The organism is Vibrio lamellibrachiae (assembly GCF_050337265.1).
Taxonomy (GTDB): domain Bacteria; phylum Pseudomonadota; class Gammaproteobacteria; order Enterobacterales; family Vibrionaceae; genus Vibrio; species Vibrio kyushuensis.
Genome location: NZ_JAKJSU010000006.1, coordinates 494,621 through 512,037, shown reverse-complemented (window position 1 = coordinate 512,037; position 17,417 = coordinate 494,621). Strand labels below are relative to the sequence as shown.

The window sequence follows — 17,417 nt, the reverse complement described above, 5'->3', positions numbered from 1 at the left end:
GCTTTACCTTGGCGTTCTTCTTTTAGCTGTCGAACCCATTTATCCATGGTGGACTTACCCACATTCATGGCTTGAGCAGCTTCAGTAACTGAGTGATTTTGATCGAGGACTAGCTGTGCAGCCTCTAACTTAAATTCAGCGCTAAAAAGTCGTCTTGTTCGTTTCGTCATAGTGTCACCTGTTAACTTATGAGGTGATGATATCACCTCTAACTAGGTGGCCAAATTAACTATGCCACTACAGATAGAACCCTTTGCTATTGAACCAGTACTTATTAGTTCACGTATAAGACCAAACTCACCTTGAAGGTTCTTAGAGTGGAAGCCAGAAAGCCCTGCATCACTGAATGAACGATCATCTACTGGTAGTGAATACTTTACTGATAACTGGTTCAGAATTGTTTGGTCTTTTTGTTGGGAAAGACCTGTACCTTGAATTTGCTTGGCACTAGATACACGCGCATAAGAAATTATTGAAGGGTTCATAATTGTTCCTTGGTTAGAAGGTAAATCTTTTGTAACTGGTGGACACTTGGCTTGGCGATAGCGGTGACAAAACCTTGCACAACAAGATCCCAATCACCTTGCTTGGTCTGCTGTTGTTCATCCAAATTAATGGCGAGTTTTCCTTGTGAACGCCACATCTGAACACCCAAGTAAAACAGATAGCTTCCGCCAACTATTTTAAGTGCCACGAATAACCACGGATAATTCAACATCACCGCAGCAATACCTAGTACAGCGGCAATAGCAACGAGTCCAACACCGACGAGTTCACCCACCATCATCCATAACGTACGGCGATAGCCAATGCTCATACCCAGCGTTAACGCTAGGGTCATACACATTCCCGGAGTGATAGAGACAAAGAAAAACGTCGGAATAAACATTCCTAGCAGAGCGGTGTTCATTGAGTATTTACTTATTGATAGTTGGGTTAGTTAATCGAGCTTAGCATTTTTTTATATATAGTCGATACGTTCATCAGCGGTAAACTCAATAAGAAACGAATAACACTTACTTCGATTTTTTATACCTAATCACCAGAAAGTATTAATTTACCCTGCTGGCAGCACTTCCTCACATAGTTCAATGGCGTGCTCGCCAAAAGTCTCGTAGCAATATTGCCGAATTTTCCCTTCAGCTTTCATTTCGTTCAATGTTTTCAGTATGGCAGGCACCATTTCTTTGTGTTTAATATTCACATAGGGGTAGGCATAGATCGTAACCAGGACTCCCGCGCCAGCAATATCATTTCTGAACTCTTTTGATTTAAGGAAGCTGAATAATGCCAAGTTTGGGTGAATGAAAAAATCTGTTCTACCATGCTTCAGTTTGAGTAAGCCTTGTTCCACACTACTCACCGCCTCTACATATTTAGGGTCCGCCCACTTTTGTAGGTTTTTCTCTACCACTTCGACACCTCGCATGTAATCGACCCTAAATTCCTTTTCTTTAAAACTCTCCCACCCGTGATGCAAATACTTTTCAGAGTCATATTTCGTCACGGCGATAATTTTTATTCTGAGCAAGGGAAACTCAACTCTGAGTTGGTGAGGGTAAATATCTCCATATTTCAAAGCACGTGAAAATTGCCCATCAACATTGTCGTCAACACTTGCACGCAATTCAGGGAAATATATTATCTCAAGGGGTACTTCTAACCTAGCGAACAGGTCTTTGTAGACAAGGGTTAACCATTTTGTTGCTGGATTATTTGTTGGCTGATTCGCCTGTAGAACAAAAGGATTATCTTGAGTATAAACCTGTGCATTTACGATAAATGCAGTTAGGAAAATCATAAGGACAACGAGCACCTTTTGACAAACACTACGAATCATGACGTTTCCCAATAATTTAATGACCTTAGTAAGTGTAGGTACACAATACTTAAATCACATTTAATCATTATCGAGTAAACCCATGCCTATTCAATTGCTGTTAAGTTGGGTCTTTTAACTCTTCTTTAATTTGTAGAAACTGTTTTTTGTTTTCAAGAAATAGCTCGACTAATTTAGGATCAAAAAACTTACCGGACTCAGACTCAATATAATCAAATACATCATCAACTGACCATGGGTCTTTATAAACACGTTTAGAGCAAAGTGCATCAAAGATGTCCGCTAATGCACAAATTCGTCCATAGATTGGGATACTTTCGCCTGATGTACCATTTGGGTAACCGTTACCATCCCAGCGTTCATGATGGGTACCCGCTATAATTGCCCCTGCATCCAGCAACTCTAGATCCGAGCCTTCTAACATCGTCTGCCCAATTTGAGCATGAGCCTGCATTATTGCCCACTCTTCGGCATCAAGCTTCGCTGGCTTGTTTAAAATTCGGTCTGGTGTACCGACCTTACCAATATCATGTAAAGGCGAAGCAAACAGTATTATCTCGCACTCCTCTTCATCTAACCCATATAGTTTCCCGAGCAACTCACAATATCGCGCCACACGCTTCACGTGGTAACCCGTTTCATTGGATCGATTTTCGACAACTTCCGTCAATCGATAGATAACCTCGCGTTGAGATTTTTTCATCTGTTCATTCAGATCGATATTCTTCAATCCAACCACTAAATTTTCAGTAAATACTTCTAATAAGTGTTGATCGACTTGACCTAAACAATGCTCAGTCACGATATAAAATGCAACCGAGTGATGGGCACTTTTGCAATAGATTAGTAGCTCTTTGTCATCAAAGATCGATGAATCGCTATCTAGCGCCCTCTTCAACAGCGTTTTAAAAGGTAGTTCATTTAAGCGTGTGCTATCTTGTTGAATGTTCTCAAAAATACCTGTTCCACAAATCATTTGTACCGTTGCGCTGTCTATTTCAACGATTTCATGATCATGGGAAAGATGCGTACTTAAATCGAGCAACATCGTATCGCTGACATTGATCAGAGTGATAATTTGCTCAAGGGCTGCTTTTGAAAAAGCGACGAAACCCAGTTTATCCATGACATTTTTAGTTGCTTTAACGACTTGTTCCATACCAAGCTTACTATGTTCCAATATCATAATATGTTGATAGGCTCGTAGCGCCGTAAGCGTGGCAGTATATAGCTTTTGTGCGGTTAATTCGGTCTTAGCCTTGTAGTCATTAATATCATAATCTTTGATTACAGACTGCTCGGGTGATTGACCCGGCTGCCCAGTTCTAAGAACAATTCGAACATTTAAGTCACCGTGCTCATCTCTAATCCATTTAGCTAGATCCAATCCGGCATGCTCCGTCTCCATCACTACATCAAGCAGTACCATAGCGATGTTTTCATTATCTAAAAATGCTTGCTTACCTTCGCCTGCAGACAAGGCGCTGATAAAGTTGAGTGGTCGATTTTCAAACTCAAACTTGTTCAACGCCATTTTCGTTACACGATGAATTTCCTCTTCATCGTCAACGATTAGAACATTCCACGGTCTTTGAACTTCTTTTTCTTCTACCGTTTCCTCTTCGGCAAAAAAGTCATCATTAAATAGATCATCATCACTCATTAGTTCACCTTAGCCGGTAAGAATATATCAAATTGTAGTCCACACGGTTTCACATGACTGGACTCGATTTGACCATCCAATTTTTTTATAATGTTGTAAACAATGTTAAGCCCAAGCCCCGTTCCACCTTGTCCTCTTTTGGTCGTAAAAAATGGCTCAAATAGTTTTTCCAGCGCACTATCTTCAACACCACTGCCGGTGTCGAAATAGCAAATATGTAACGCTCCACTCTCAATGTGCGCACTTATCTCAATGCTGCCTTCGTTATCAGACTCAAAAGCATGAACTAAAGAGTTATTTACAAGGTTAGTGATGATTTGATTTAACTTACCCGAACAGGTATGAAAAATAAGGGTTGTATCTATATGATTAATAAACGTAATCGGGCGATGCTTCATTTTATGGTGAAAACTGTTTTGAATATTGGTCACAAGCTCATTCAAATTAATATCAAAGGTAGAATCAATAGATTGCTCTACAGCCAATTGTTTAAAACTTTTGATTAAGTCACTGGCTCTCATCAGGTTATCTTGAATAATTTGCCCACTCTCTAATGTGTATTCAAAATACCCTTCTAAATCTGATTTTTTCATCGTTTTATTTTGATACTGATTACTGATCTCTTTCGCTTCTTCAACCAAATGAGACGCCGCTGTAACACCTATACCGACAGGCGTATTTACTTCATGAGAAACCCCAGCAACAAGCCCGCCTAACGACGCTAACTTTTCAGACTCAACTAGTTCGTCTTGAGTTTTCTCTAGTAATTGGATTTTTTCACTCAGTTGAGAAGAGCGCTCAGCAACGAGATGCTCTAAGTTATCATTAATGTCTTTTAGTTTTTTAAGGTTGTTAAACCTCACTATTGTATGACCAAGCGCTTGACCATATTGACCTAGGATCTCTTTCAGCCACGGTTGCATTGGTCTCTTTTTGATTAAGTTATCACAAGCGATCCAACCTATGGGAGTGTCACCATCCCATATTGCCGCCATGGCATTCCAACCTTTGCCGACAACTTTGTTGTAGTACAAGAGATCGACGTTATTCCACACTTCAACGTGCTCTTTAGATGCAAGAGTTAGCTCTACCCAAGGTGCATCAGGAATTGGACCACGAAACTCGGTTTCATTCTTAATGTTACCGTCTTCATCTGTGCCCCAAGTACCAATCATTTCATTGGTCTCGTGGTCGAGCAGCAAAATCGCTAACCGATCGATAAACAGGTGCTGTTGAGCTTCTAGGATTGATTGCTGATAAAGCTGGTCAAGTGTTTCACATTGGCTCAAACGAAGCATGACCCCATGAAGCTTTGACATCGTATTGGCAAACATTTGCCAACTTTGATCGTCATCGGAAGTGACACGGGAAAGGTGATAGCAATATAAGCCATCAATACAGTTGATGCTGTCTAGGTGGAGAGAGAAGGCACTAAAATCGGGGTGTTTTTGTTGTTCTGAAGTTAGTCCTTTCAAAAATTGCGACATACTTAAAGAGCCACGAGAAAGCTCTCCTGCTAAGCCTTTACTTTCACATATATAACCCTGCTCTGGTTGATATAACAACATCAACGCAGAACTTTGAGAGCAATAATTTTCCGCCCAACTAGAAACGCTCATACGCATCCAAACAATTCCTTTATTATTTAATTTAGTTCACGGATGCTGTTATTTCTAATCGGCTTTGATACTTACATAAAATTTAAGCAGCCCTAGCCTTTACAAACTTTGACTGCTGTTGTTTTTATTGATGAGGTTAGCTTGTGACTAAAGGCAACTCACTCTTCACTAGTTCAATAAAAAATGACGCTCCTTGCGGAATGATTTCATCGTTAAAGTCGTAACTTGGGTTGTGGACAGATACGCCTCCTTTTTCACCAGTAGATCCATTACCAAGTAGAAGATAACAGCCAGGCACCTGCTGCAGCATAAAGGAAAAATCTTCACTGCCGCCGAGTGGCGTACAGCTCTTATTGACTTTATCCTCACCAACGACTTTCTCAGCGACTTCAGCCGCTATGCGTGTCGCTTCTTTGTGATTCACCGTTGCGGGGTATCCGCCTTTTTGAATCCGCAGTGTTGCGGTCGCACCATGAGCAATAGCAGTCTGTTCCACCACCGTGGTTAATCGTTCGATAACTCGCTTTCGAACCTTCTCATCAAAGGCTCGAACGCAGCCCATCATGCTCGCTGTCGATGCAATGACATTATACGTACCCGACCCACAGTGCAGATCCGTTATCGAAATCACCGCAGACTCTAAAGGCGATACATTTCGACTTACTATGCTTTGAGCCGCTAGAACGATGTTGCTCATGATAATGGCAGGATCGACCACTCTTTCTGGCATCGCAGCATGGCCACCAACCCCTTCGATGATGATGTTAAAACGATCGCTACTGGCTAAAAGCGCGCCTTCACGAAGATGAAACTCCCCTTCAGGGATACCCGGCATGTTGTGCATTCCATATATTCGGTCACAAGGAAAGCGCTCGAACAGCCCTTCGTCAATCATTACTTTAGCACCACCTAGCCCCTCTTCTGCTGGTTGAAAAATGAAATTGACCGTGCCAGAGAAGTCGCGATATTTTGATAAATACCAGGCGCTAGCCAGTAACATTGCCGTGTGCCCATCGTGACCACAGCCGTGCATAACCCCAGAGTGACAGGACTTATGGGCAAACGTATTCGCTTCATCCATAGCCAGCGCGTCCATATCAGCCCTTAGCCCAATGCTTTTATTGGAAGCCTGCATGCCTTTCAGCACCCCAACGACTCCGGTTTGCGCAATACCGCTGTGCACTTCGTCAAAGCCCCACTCGGTGAGCTTTTCAACGATCATTTGACTGGTTTTTAGCTCTTTAAAACCAAGCTCTGGATGGCGATGAATATCGTGTCTTAACTGGGTAAACATTGTATGGTTCTCTGCAATTTCAAGGTTCATAAACTCTCCACTTTTAGATATATACTGCAACTAGAGCTCATAACCAATCCTTATCACAAACTCCAAATTTCACTTTATTTCATTATAAAACGGCCAGTTATTCTGAGATAATGACTCTTTGTTACCACTCCATAAGGAAATGTTATGGCTAGCCGCGGATTTACTGACAGTCAAATTGAAGCTTTTGCTTGGGTCATGAAAACCGAAAGTGCAACGGCGGCTGCAGAGAAGATGCTTATTTCACAGCCTGCGATCAGCCGCTTACTCAAAGGACTAGAAGAGCGTTTAGGGTTCGCGCTGTTTGAACGTATTAATAACCGATTGTCGCCAACAAGACGTGGGCTACTGTTTTATCAAGAGGTTGAGCGTTCTTATATTGCGATTCGTCAATTGCAAAAGTTTGCTGACAAGATTCGTGATAGAGCTGAAGGTACTTTACGAGTGGGCTGCGTTTCTGTGTTTGCCATTAATGTACTGCCCAAAATCGCCAAGCAGTTGACCGAGTACTACCCCGATATTGAAGTTAACCTTCTCAGTTACCGCTCAGAGCAGATTGTTGAAGATATGATCGCCCAACGTTTTGATATGGGGATAACGACGATAATGACGCCTGATAGCCGCTATCAAAGTTATCCCATTACTCTACCGCAAGTTTGTATTCTGCCTAAAGGGCACCGACTAGAGCATAAAGAGATTATAGAGGTGAGCGACTTTGGTGGCGAAACGCTTATCTATGGCGAAGCGCAAGAACGCACTCGTCGACAGCTTGACACACTACTAGAGCAACATAATGCTACGCCTAAAAAAGTGTGGACAGTATCGCTAGCAGAAATGGCCGTAAAGCTGGTTCAAGAGTCGGTTGGTTTGAGTGTCGTCGATTGTGTATCCGCATCGCACGCCAAAACATCGGGCGTAATCGTTAAACCTCTCTCGGAAGAGTTGAAGTACCACGCGAATCTGATTTTCCCACTTGGGAAGAATATGGACCCTGCATTAATTGAAATGAGCCAAACGCTTAAAACCTTGGTGTTACAAGAAGTAGAGCGTTGCCGCAGCGCCATATTGTAAGAGCACGGCCTATCGATTTAAGAGCTAACAAAGTGCTCCACTACTTGTTATATCTAGTCACCCAGGTTATTGCGAATAAAATCAAGCAGTAACCTTGTGCGTTTAGCCATATGTAATCTAGCAGGGTAAATTAACGACAGCTGTAATTGCTGAACATGCCACTTAGATAATACGGGGATCAACAGCTTTTTCTTTACAAGTTCTCTTGCGGATACCTCGGCGAGTACCCCAATACCAAACCCTTGCTGCAATAACGGTATGTAACTGGCAATGTTATTGGCTTTATGGTGACTAACTGGTATCACTTGCACAACGTCGTCACTTGAGTTCTGTAAGGTAAGGTTATTTCCAATATTAGGGGTCGATAGGCTAACCCACGGAAACATTGGTAGCTGTTCTGGTCGCACAGGAAGCTCTTTTAATAACGGGCTAGCGTACAATTTTAGCTGAGTTGAGGTTAAGGGCAGTGACACTAAATTTGAATCGGGTAAGTCTCCTGAGCGAATCGCCAAGTCAATGGATTCATCAATGATTGATAACGGCTCTTCGCTAATCACTAAATCAAACTGAACTTTTGGGTAGAGCTCACTAAATTGCTTTAATAGAGGGAGTAGCAAGGTTTCGTAATGATCCTGTGTCGTTGTTAAACGAATAACCCCTTTAATTTCCGAGTTAAAACTTTTTACTTCATCCACACCCTGAATAGCACTAGGAAGCAACCCTTGCACCTGTTGATAAAGAGCCTGACCTTCAGCTGTTATCGATACTCTACGTGTGCTGCGCTGCAATAGCTTGACGCCCAAATAGGCTTCTAACTTTGCTACTTGCTCGCTAACTTTCCCTCGTGGCATTTGAAGTTTTCGCCCGGCTTCGGTAAAGCTTTCGGTTTCAGCAACCGTGCTGAATATGGCGATCGCTTTTAAGTAATTTATTAACACTGAATACGCTTCACTTAATCACATATTGGACAACATAATTGATACTAAAATAGTATCAGTAAAGTAAGATTTAACCCACTAATCAAGACCAATAAAGATTGCCATAATGATTCCAACATCAAACAGTGGGAACAAAATAATGGAAACATTAGCAATTATTGGCGGTACCGGTCGAGTGGGTCAGCAAGTGATACAACAAGCCTTAGCGCTTGGCTATAAGTTAAACGTATTAGCTCGTGACCCGAACAAGGTTTCGATACATAAACGTGTCAACGTAATAAAAGGGGATGCTAAAGATTTGAGAGCTTTGGATGCTCTACTGCATGGGGCTAGTGCGGTGATTTCCACTTTAGGGCCTGCAGGCATGAATACCAGCGTTAAACTGGCTAAGTCTTCAGCGAGTGATTTTATTTCGACCAATAGTACCCGCTCTATTTTACCTTTAATGGAAAAACATGGCATTAGCCGTTTCGTGTTATGCACTGGCGCTAGCTTGCAACACCCTGATGACAAGAACAGCCTACTCGTACGTTTGCTATTAACAAAACTAGCGCCAAAAATTCTCGGAGATATTTGGCTAGATCGTGAACAAGAGCTTGAACTACTCACCAGTAGTAACGTGGACTTTACTATTGCTCGCGCTGCAAGATTATATGATGCACAGGCAAAGACCCCTCTAAAAACAAGTCACTCGACCTTTCAGGGAGGAAACGTATCTATTCACAGCCTAGCGACATTTTTAGTGGAGCAAGTTAAATCAGATAACTACTTTGGTAAGGCTGTTTACGTCGCCAATTAGGTTGATGATCAGGCAGCGTAGATTATTCGCATAGTTCCATTGCAGCTATACAGCTGTCTCGCTCCACCAGTGTAACGGGTGGAATCACATACTCTGGTGTGTTCGAGCTTATAAGATCCAACATGTGCTTAATGGATATTTGTCCTAAGCAATGTAATGGCTGCTTAATCGTCGTTAAACGTGGAATGAAAAACTGAGAGGTCGAAAGATCATCAAAGCCTACCACAGAGACTTGCGCTGGAACTTGAATATCCTTCTGGTGAAGTGCTTGAATGACACCATAAGCACTGGTGTCATTGGCACAGAATACGGCACTAAATGACGCCCCTTGTTCAATCAGCTCACTCATAGAATCAAACGCTTTTTGCGATTCATACGCACCGTCAATCACCAAATTCGAATTGAACTCAATGCCTGCGTTTTCTAGGCTCTGTTTATAACCGATAAATCGCTCTGCACCATCTAAACTGCCTTCAGTTCCAGTCACAAAAACAATCTCTTTATGACCTAGTTGAATAAGGTGGTTGGTAGCAATGTAACCGCCCATTTGATTATCTATCAATAATGAAGGATACGAACTGCCGCCATCACGAGCAATGAAGAGCACAGGTGTATTTCCAACCAATTGTTTTATCTCTTTAATATCTAATGTTGGAACCAGTAAAATCAACCCATCCACCTTCTGGGTAATTAACTGCTTAATGATTTTTCGCTCGCGATTTTGATCCCAGTTTGAAGCCTCTAGCTCTAATTTATAAGATGTTTTCACTGCCTCAGAATAGACTCCGCCTAGAATTTCAGAGATGAACGGGCTATCAAATGCAGGGGATATCACACCCAATGTCATATTACGTTTGGTTTTAGCACTGCTTTGGGTCGTCTTGGGTGTGAAATTCACATCGACTATCGCTTTTTCGATTGCATCCACTTTTTCTTTAACGATATAAGATGTTCGATTGAGATAGCGTGAAACAGTACTAACAGAGACATTTGCTCGTTCGGCTACATCGTAAACCGTTGCTTTTTTCTTACGCAAAACCACTCCTTAGCTTTTCATTATGAATTAGCATTCCGTTATGAGATCCGTGGGGGAAAAGGTTTCCCCCACTTTAATCAGCCGCTCACCCGTAAAATAACTACACCTTAGCGAACGTCAGTTGTTCAAGCTCTAGTCCTGGTTTAACCGTTTCGACACTCAGCTCATAACAGCCTTTAGTCAATTTCACCTGCTGACCTTTCACCGTCACTAGCTTCCCATCGGTGCCATTAACTGGCAGGGTCATCGCAATAACCCCATTAATATTTAAGTTACACGATGACTGTGCCATTGAATTAAGCTCATAACGCATTAAGGCGTCACATTGGTAAAGTCCATCATGAGTAACTTCAATTATTGCCGACTTCATAGACTTGGGTTTAAACGACACACCTTTTTCAACGGGTGTAGCCAAGCTTTCATCTACATCTTGTAACGGTTCAAAGTGTTTCACATTATGGTAAAACTCTAACGGACGATTCATCACTGGCGCATTCATGATAAAGCGACAGATATTCATCGCAGAACGCTGTAATTCACCTAACGTCAATGTGCCCGCTTGTAGCGCAGCTAATGTGTCATCTTCGGAAGCATTGCATTCAGCTCCATCATTTTCTACCACCATATAGAGATCATTTTGAGAACGAATCATAAACGAGGTAAAGCTCACATCTTCATGGCCCGCCGTGACAGGATCATTCATCTTCGCCCACCAATCACTCATGACTATGCCTGTGTAACCCCACTCTCCACGCAGTATCGTGGTGTTGAGATCATAATTTGAAGCGGTCCAGTGACCGTTGACTGGGTTGTAGGCTGTCATGATGGTAGAAGCTCGACCTTCTTTCACCGCCATTTCAAACGGCTTAAGGTGAATTTCACGTAAGGCACGTTCAGACACAATTGAATCTACATCTTTACGCGCTGTTTCTTGGTCGTTGGCTACAAAATGTTTAATCGTTCCACTAACACCAGCTCGGCTCAAACCACGTGTTTGGGCCGACGCAATAACACCGGTTATTAGAGAGTCTTCAGAGAAATATTCAAAGTTTCGACCATTAAGAGGGTGGCGATGAATGTTCATCCCCGGGCCTAATAGAGTATCAATCTTATGCTCCACCAACTCTTGGCCAACTAGATAAAAAAGTTGCTCATTCAACTCTCTGTTCCACGTGCTAGCCAGCAATGTACCAATTGGGACTTGAGTCGCGGTGTGACCGCTGTCCATACGAATACCAGAAGGTCCGTCTGCGGCAGCTGCAACAGGAATTCCTAACTCATACAGGTCTTGAGAGACACCACCGAATGCTGCGGCAACACCGGGGGTGACCTTAGGGCTACACATTCCTTCGCCACGTGTCATCGTCGCTAGCTGCTCAGGAGTTAGTTGAGCAATAAATTCTTCTAACCCTGCGCGCCCTTGTTTCACATCAATAAGCTTAATGCCTTTGTCGCCAGTTAACTCTAAACAAGCCGGCAATTCCGTCTCAATACGGTCAAGCATTGAAACAGTGCGCTGTGGAACAGGCTCATAGGCTAACTCATAAGCACCATCACTATTACGAGTGCCGGGTTTCATTCGGTCAAACGCTGTTACAGGCGCTAGTGCCTCTTTAAGCCTTTCGGTAACTAGCATTTCATCCAGTTCAAAAGTAACACTCATTCGCTGTGCTTTGCGCACACTACCACCAAAGTAAAATTGATAGCAGCCTTGCTCTAAGACATAACAACTTTGCTCTCCAGTCACGCCGCTATCATCGTATGAGGCAAATGAGTGAACAGGAATCGAAATACGGATAGCTTGGCTCTCACCGCAATCAAGAGCCTTCGATTTCGAAAAGCCAACAAGCACACGAGCAGGCTTGCCAAGCTCTCCTTGAGGTGCTTCAAGATAGATCTGTACTACTTCTTTGCCTGCGAAGTGAGTTCCTACATTTTCAACTTCAATATCAAAGTGAAGAACGCTATCTGCGCCTTTCCCGTCAACCGTGTAGGAAACCAGTTTTTGGCTAAATGCGGTATAGGATAACCCTGCACCAAATTCGTACTGTACAGCCTGAGGTTTAAAGGTTTCGAAATAGCGATAACCGAGATAAATATCTTCTGCATATAAATTGTAATCAGTACGCCCGAAATTCTCAGAGGATGGGTAATCAGCAAGATTATGAGCAATGGTATCCGTTAGTCTGCCACTTGGAGACACGTCTCCAGAAAGAACATCGGCTAAAGCGTGTCCCCCTTCCATTCCTGCGGCCCAATTATACAAAACAGCTTTAATTGATTGATTATTATCGAGGCTACTAAGCCATGACATGTCGATGATATTGCTCACATTGAGAACAACAATCACATCCTTAAAATGGGTCGCCACTTTACCAAGCATCTCCAATTCCAGCTCGGTTAAGTAGTAACTTCCAGCCTCTTCTCGGTTATCTTGTTCTTCGCCAGCCGTACGACCAATGAAGACCACCGCTTTGTTAGAGACTTTTGCGGCCTGATTAACCAATTCATCAGTCAAAGGCATCTCATGTTGGAACCAAGGCTCCGCAGCCCAACCGCCACCACCATTGTCAAACGGGTGCGACTTAACCCACTGTTCATAAATACCAACGAGAGATTCATTAAGCTTAATCGTTCGGTTCGCTCTTAATCCCTCTAACGCATTAATCGCGTATTTGACGTTAACAGCGCCACCGGACCCTGTTCCGCTTCGATAAGTATCGATCTGGCATCGACCGAATAGCGAAATAGTTTCTCCTGCTTTAATCGGTAATATCGACTCCTTGTTTTCAAGCAGTACAATACCCTCGCTGGCGGCCTGTCGGCTTACCTTAGCTAAAATTGTTGAATCAATTTTTGTGTTTTCTTGGTGCATATAAAACTATCCATTTATGTCTGTGCTCTCTTCCCATTCAGTCGACCGAATGGTGAGAGCACATAATTATTATTAAGTGAATTTTTTGTTATGTACTGGTCTTTGCCTAAGCTTTTGCGACAAAGCAGTTTTCGTTAAGGCACTAACCTCTGGTTCGTCTTACACAAAGAGGTGGCAACGCGAGAAATGGTTCTCCGCTATTTGAGTAGGCTCGGGTAAATATTCACCACATACTTTTTTAGCCTGAGGACATCGAGAAGCGTACGGGCAACCTCGTTTATCCGGTGACCACATGGGTGTTTCAAGTGAACGATGAGTTGGCAATTTGTCGTGAATACTTCGACTAGGATCGGGAACCGCAGCAAGCAACAGTTGGGTATATGGGTGCTGAGGGTTTTGCGTTATTGCTTCAGTATCACCCCACTCCACCATATGTCCGCAGTAGAGAACAATCGTCTCTTCAGCAAAATAACGAGCTGTCGCAATATCATGCGTTATATACATGAACGCTTTACCCATCTCTTTTTTCATCTTATTCATTAGATTCAAAACGCCGATACGAATTGAAACGTCTAACATTGATGTAGGTTCATCAGCCAAAATGACTTTAGCGCCAATGGCCAATGTTTTCGCTAAGAAAACACGCTGACGTTGACCGCCAGAAAGTTGATGAGGGAACTTACCCAACACATCTTTCGCTGGCGTTAAACCCACCTCAGTCAGTAGTTTAATCATTCGATATTCCATCTCTTTGCCCGGTTTAATACCGTGGTAAATTTTCAATGGACGCTGCAAATGATAACGTATGGTATGCAGTGGATTTAACGAACTGAATGGGTCTTGGAACACCATTTGAACTTCACGACGATACGCATCCAACACTTTTCCAGACTTGAAATCATCAATATTTGTTCCGTGGAAATAGATCCCGCCTTCAGTCGCTTTATGAATTTTCGTCGCTATTTTTGCACTGGTACTTTTACCACAGCCCGACTCTCCAACAATGGCAACACAGTGCCCTTCACGAAGTTTAAAGTTCAGACCATTAACGGCTCTTAAATACTCTTTCGGCCCAAACAGAGATTTCTTTTTCTTATGGAAATCAATCGTCAGGTTTTGCGCTTCTAGAACCACAGGGTGCTCGCGGTTTTTAGCAGTTGGTGATTGTTCTAATACCTGCATCATCTAGCACTCCACTTCAGTTAATTGACTGTGCATTTTTGTCTCACTCTCAACACGGCTTTCATTTAAGCAATCACTGTTTAGTGAAGCATTCAAATGAAAGTGACAAGCAGACCAACGATTAGCCGCAACTTTCTCAGTCATCGGCTCAACCTTTCGACACGTCTCTTGTGCATAAGAGCAACGGGGTGCAAAACGGCAACCCGGCGGTATTTTGGTAAGATCGAGAGGGGTTCCCGGGATCCCTTTCATCTCTTGCAGTTCACCAATCAATGTGGGAAATGAGTTACCAAGCCCTTGGGTATAAGGATGATTCGGCTTTTGAAGAATCTCTTTTGAAGGCGCAAGCTCAATTAATTTTCCCGAGTACATGATGCCAATACGATCGCAGAACTCGACCATCAAGCTAAGGTCGTGAGTAATGAACAAAATTGAGAACCCAAACCGCTCTTTTAATTCATAGATTTTCTGTAGAATTTCACGCTGAACCACTACATCAAGCGCCGTTGTTGGTTCATCCATAACAAGCAGTTTAGGGTTGAGTGCCAACGCCATCGCTATCACTACACGCTGACGCATGCCGCCAGAAAATTGGTGCGGATAATCAAACAATCGTTCTGATGGAATATCAACAATGTTGAGCAGCTCTTTTGCTTTTTCTATCGACTCTTCACGGTTTTTTACAATGTCGTGGGCATCAAAAATATCCCAGAATTGGTATTCAATGGTTTTCAGAGGATTAAGACAGTTCATGGCACTTTGAAATACCATCGACGCGCCTTTCCAGCGATACGAACGAAGCTCTTCTTCTTCCATGGTTAGCACGTCTTGTCCATCAAACAAGATTTGCCCTTCAGAGATTAGAGCGGGTGGGCGGTGCAATCGCATTAACGAGAAAGCAACGGTTGATTTCCCACACCCAGATTCACCAGCAAGACCTAATATTTCGCCTTCATTAATATGAAAACTGACATCATCAACCGCTCTTACTCGGCCATCAAAAGTGACGTAGTCAACACATAAGCCTTTAACATCAATTAACTTTTTCATTCTGTGGCTCCTGTGTCTGTAGCCTTTTTATCAAACACCACCTGCTCCATCTTTTTCTTTTGAACCAATAACTTTTCCGCTTTCTTCTCTTCACGACGGTACTTCGCCATGATGCGTTGCGCTTTCAGTTTCGGATTGGAAATTTCATCAATCGAGAAATTAATAAGAGCAAGGCCAATGGCAACTGAAGCTAATGCCACACTTGGTGCGACAATTTCCCACCACGCACCAATTCGAATGGCTGACGTTTGGTCAGCGTTATAGAGCATTCCTCCCCACGTCACGCTAAGAGGATCACCTAGACCGATGAACTCTAACGTTGCCTGAGTCATGATGGCGAAGATAACCGTACCGATGAAAAGCGACGCAAGAATCGACATCATATTGGGCATCACTTCAGCAAAAAGCATGCGTGGTTTTGTCTCCCCCATAACTTGAGCGGCATGAACGAAATCACGGTTACGTATGGCTAATGTTTGTGAACGTATAACCCTTGCCCCCCAAGGCCAAGAGGTTGCGCCAATGATGACAGCAATAGCAAACGGAGAAACTTGACCAAGAAATGCAGCCAGTACCAACATAAGCGGTAAGCTTGGAATAACCATCACTAGATTGGTAATAAATGACAGTGCGTTATCGACTCGGCCACCAAAGTAGCCTGACGAAACACCGATAATCATTGCCATAAGCATAACGAAAGTTCCAGCGACAAAGCCGACCATTAACGACGTTCGTCCACCGTATAGCACTTGCGCCCATACATCTCTGCCCATACGAGTGGTACCTAGAATATGGTCCAATGATGGCGCTTGGTGTGGTCTAGCAATTCGTGCCGTTGCTTGATATTCGGTAAACAAAGGCGCGGCAAAACAGAGGAATATCACGGTAAATACCATGAATATACCTACAGCTGCTTTTGGGTTACCTAACAAAAATTGTTTGCAAATAGAGAGCGTTTTTTTCATAACTATATTCCTATGCCTCTAGCTCAGTACGTAGACGCGGATCAAGAATAAACATCAATAAATCAGCAATGAAATTGGCACTTAATACCATGAAAGTCATGATGAGTAGGTAGCCTTGAATCAGTGGGTAGTCTCTTGAAAGCATCGCTTGGAACATCACTTGCCCGAGCCCGGGATAGTTAAAGATGATTTCAATGATGAGTGAACCAGCAAAAATTGAACCTATCGACATAGCGAATGACGTGATCATTGGCAAAATCGCATTACGTGCGCCGTACTGCAGCATCACCTTGCGATCTTTTACACCCTTAGCCCAACCCATCACGATGAAGTCTTCACCTAGCTGGTTAATCATATTTGAGCGCATGCCCATGACGCCACCCATACCAAGCAGTACCATGCTCAATAGTGGAAGTGCTAAGTGATATAAAACACTAGAAATAAACTGCCAGCTAAATTCAGGATCGAGTTTTGGGTCGTAGGCGTAACCCGTTGGGAACCAACCTAAATCTGACGCGAAGACAAAGTAGATAAAGAGCGCCATAACAACAGCAGGAATCGACGATATCACCACTGATGAGATCGTTATAACGCTATCTACCCATGTTCCACGTTTCCACGCAACATAGATACCTAGCAATGTAGTGATGGTATACGAGACCAAAATGTAACAACCCACTAAAAGTAAGGTCCACAGCATGCCGCGACCTAACACATCAAATACCGGTTGGTAGAAGCGTGTCGAAGTCCCCCATTCACCCGTTAAAATATTCTGTAAATAGTGGAAGAATTGCTCGATTAAAGGGATTTGAGTTGAGTAGCCGTACAGCATCTCAAGAGCAGCAACCATCTCTGGTGTGATTTGCCCGCCAGATTGGGCTAATCGCCCTAAAAACGACTGGATAGGATCACCCGGCATTAAGCGAGGCAAGAAAAAATTGATGGTGATAGCACCAAGAAAAGCCAGAAAATAGAAACCAAGCCGGCTTAAAATAAACTTCATAGGAAAAACTCCATATCTATGAAACCGCTTACAACGAAAATTTAAAATATGCCTG

15 protein-coding genes and 1 pseudogene are annotated in these 17,417 nt (G+C 43.0%); 2 read left to right on the top strand and 14 right to left on the bottom strand.

What is annotated here, in order from left to right; translation table 11 throughout:
• From L4C54_RS11455 to L4C54_RS11425, 7 genes and pseudogenes are all read right to left on the bottom strand, one after another.
• The coding region (locus tag L4C54_RS11455; protein ID WP_428808289.1) for a transposase at positions 1 to 170 on the bottom strand (170 nt) is incomplete at its 3' end.
• 42 nt (positions 171 to 212) lie between these two features.
• The gene (locus L4C54_RS11450; protein ID WP_428808277.1) at positions 213 to 485 is read right to left on the bottom strand and encodes a recombinase family protein; all 273 of its coding nucleotides are present in this window, start codon (positions 483 to 485) and stop codon (positions 213 to 215) included.
• 47 nt (positions 486 to 532) lie between these two features.
• Positions 533 to 910, bottom strand: a pseudogene (locus tag L4C54_RS11445) (LysE family translocator); the annotation flags it as partial.
• A gap of 147 nt (positions 911 to 1,057) precedes the next feature.
• Complete coding sequence (locus L4C54_RS11440; protein ID WP_428808276.1) at positions 1,058 to 1,840, bottom strand: hypothetical protein; 783 nt, start codon at positions 1,838 to 1,840, stop codon at positions 1,058 to 1,060.
• A 100-nt stretch (positions 1,841 to 1,940) separates the two neighbouring features.
• A complete protein-coding gene (locus L4C54_RS11435; protein ID WP_428808275.1) occupies positions 1,941 to 3,503 on the bottom strand; it encodes an HD domain-containing phosphohydrolase in 1,563 nt (520 codons plus the stop codon).
• The gene (locus L4C54_RS11430) at positions 3,503 to 5,128 is read right to left on the bottom strand and encodes a sensor histidine kinase (RefSeq protein WP_428808274.1); all 1,626 of its coding nucleotides are present in this window, start codon (positions 5,126 to 5,128) and stop codon (positions 3,503 to 3,505) included. Before L4C54_RS11430 ends, L4C54_RS11435 begins: the two co-directional genes overlap by 1 nt.
• A gap of 130 nt (positions 5,129 to 5,258) precedes the next feature.
• Complete coding sequence (locus L4C54_RS11425; RefSeq protein WP_428808273.1) at positions 5,259 to 6,446, bottom strand: M20 aminoacylase family protein; 1,188 nt, start codon at positions 6,444 to 6,446, stop codon at positions 5,259 to 5,261.
• Positions 6,447 to 6,590: 144 nt separating this feature from the next.
• On the opposite strand from L4C54_RS11425, the gene L4C54_RS11420 reads away from it, so the two are divergent.
• Positions 6,591 to 7,514 (top strand): LysR substrate-binding domain-containing protein, encoded by a 924-nt coding sequence (locus tag L4C54_RS11420; RefSeq protein ID WP_428808272.1) that lies wholly within the window; start codon positions 6,591 to 6,593, stop codon positions 7,512 to 7,514.
• A 53-nt stretch (positions 7,515 to 7,567) separates the two neighbouring features.
• On the opposite strand, the gene L4C54_RS11415 is transcribed toward L4C54_RS11420, so the two are convergent.
• Positions 7,568 to 8,452 carry a LysR family transcriptional regulator gene (locus L4C54_RS11415; protein ID WP_428808271.1) on the bottom strand — a complete coding sequence of 295 codons (885 nt, stop codon included), beginning with the start codon at positions 8,450 to 8,452 and terminating at the stop codon, positions 7,568 to 7,570.
• A gap of 139 nt (positions 8,453 to 8,591) precedes the next feature.
• Here L4C54_RS11415 and L4C54_RS11410 point away from each other — a divergent pair, with 139 nt between their 5' ends.
• Positions 8,592 to 9,251, top strand: coding sequence for an NAD(P)-dependent oxidoreductase (locus L4C54_RS11410; protein ID WP_428802199.1), 660 nt, complete (start codon positions 8,592 to 8,594; stop codon positions 9,249 to 9,251).
• A 22-nt stretch (positions 9,252 to 9,273) separates the two neighbouring features.
• On the opposite strand, the gene L4C54_RS11405 is transcribed toward L4C54_RS11410, so the two are convergent.
• The 6 genes from L4C54_RS11405 to L4C54_RS11380 all read right to left on the bottom strand — a co-directional run bounded on the left by L4C54_RS11405 (position 9,274) and on the right by L4C54_RS11380 (position 17,362).
• On the bottom strand, positions 9,274 to 10,287 hold the full coding sequence (locus L4C54_RS11405) for a LacI family DNA-binding transcriptional regulator (protein ID WP_428808270.1): 1,014 nt from the start codon (positions 10,285 to 10,287) through the stop codon (positions 9,274 to 9,276).
• Between the two features lie 100 nt (positions 10,288 to 10,387).
• Positions 10,388 to 13,162, bottom strand: a complete 2,775-nt coding sequence (locus tag L4C54_RS11400; RefSeq protein ID WP_428808269.1) for a glycoside hydrolase family 3 protein — start codon at positions 13,160 to 13,162, stop codon at positions 10,388 to 10,390.
• A 159-nt stretch (positions 13,163 to 13,321) separates the two neighbouring features.
• On the bottom strand, positions 13,322 to 14,347 hold the full coding sequence (locus tag L4C54_RS11395; protein ID WP_428808268.1) for an ABC transporter ATP-binding protein: 1,026 nt from the start codon (positions 14,345 to 14,347) through the stop codon (positions 13,322 to 13,324).
• Complete coding sequence (locus L4C54_RS11390; protein ID WP_428802203.1) at positions 14,348 to 15,394, bottom strand: ABC transporter ATP-binding protein; 1,047 nt, start codon at positions 15,392 to 15,394, stop codon at positions 14,348 to 14,350.
• Complete coding sequence (locus tag L4C54_RS11385; RefSeq protein WP_428802204.1) at positions 15,391 to 16,359, bottom strand: ABC transporter permease; 969 nt, start codon at positions 16,357 to 16,359, stop codon at positions 15,391 to 15,393. The genes L4C54_RS11390 and L4C54_RS11385 overlap by 4 nt, the downstream gene beginning before the upstream one ends.
• A gap of 10 nt (positions 16,360 to 16,369) precedes the next feature.
• Entirely contained in the window at positions 16,370 to 17,362 is a 993-nt protein-coding gene (locus L4C54_RS11380) for an ABC transporter permease (protein ID WP_428802205.1), read from the bottom strand.
• Positions 17,363 to 17,417 lie beyond the last annotated feature (55 nt).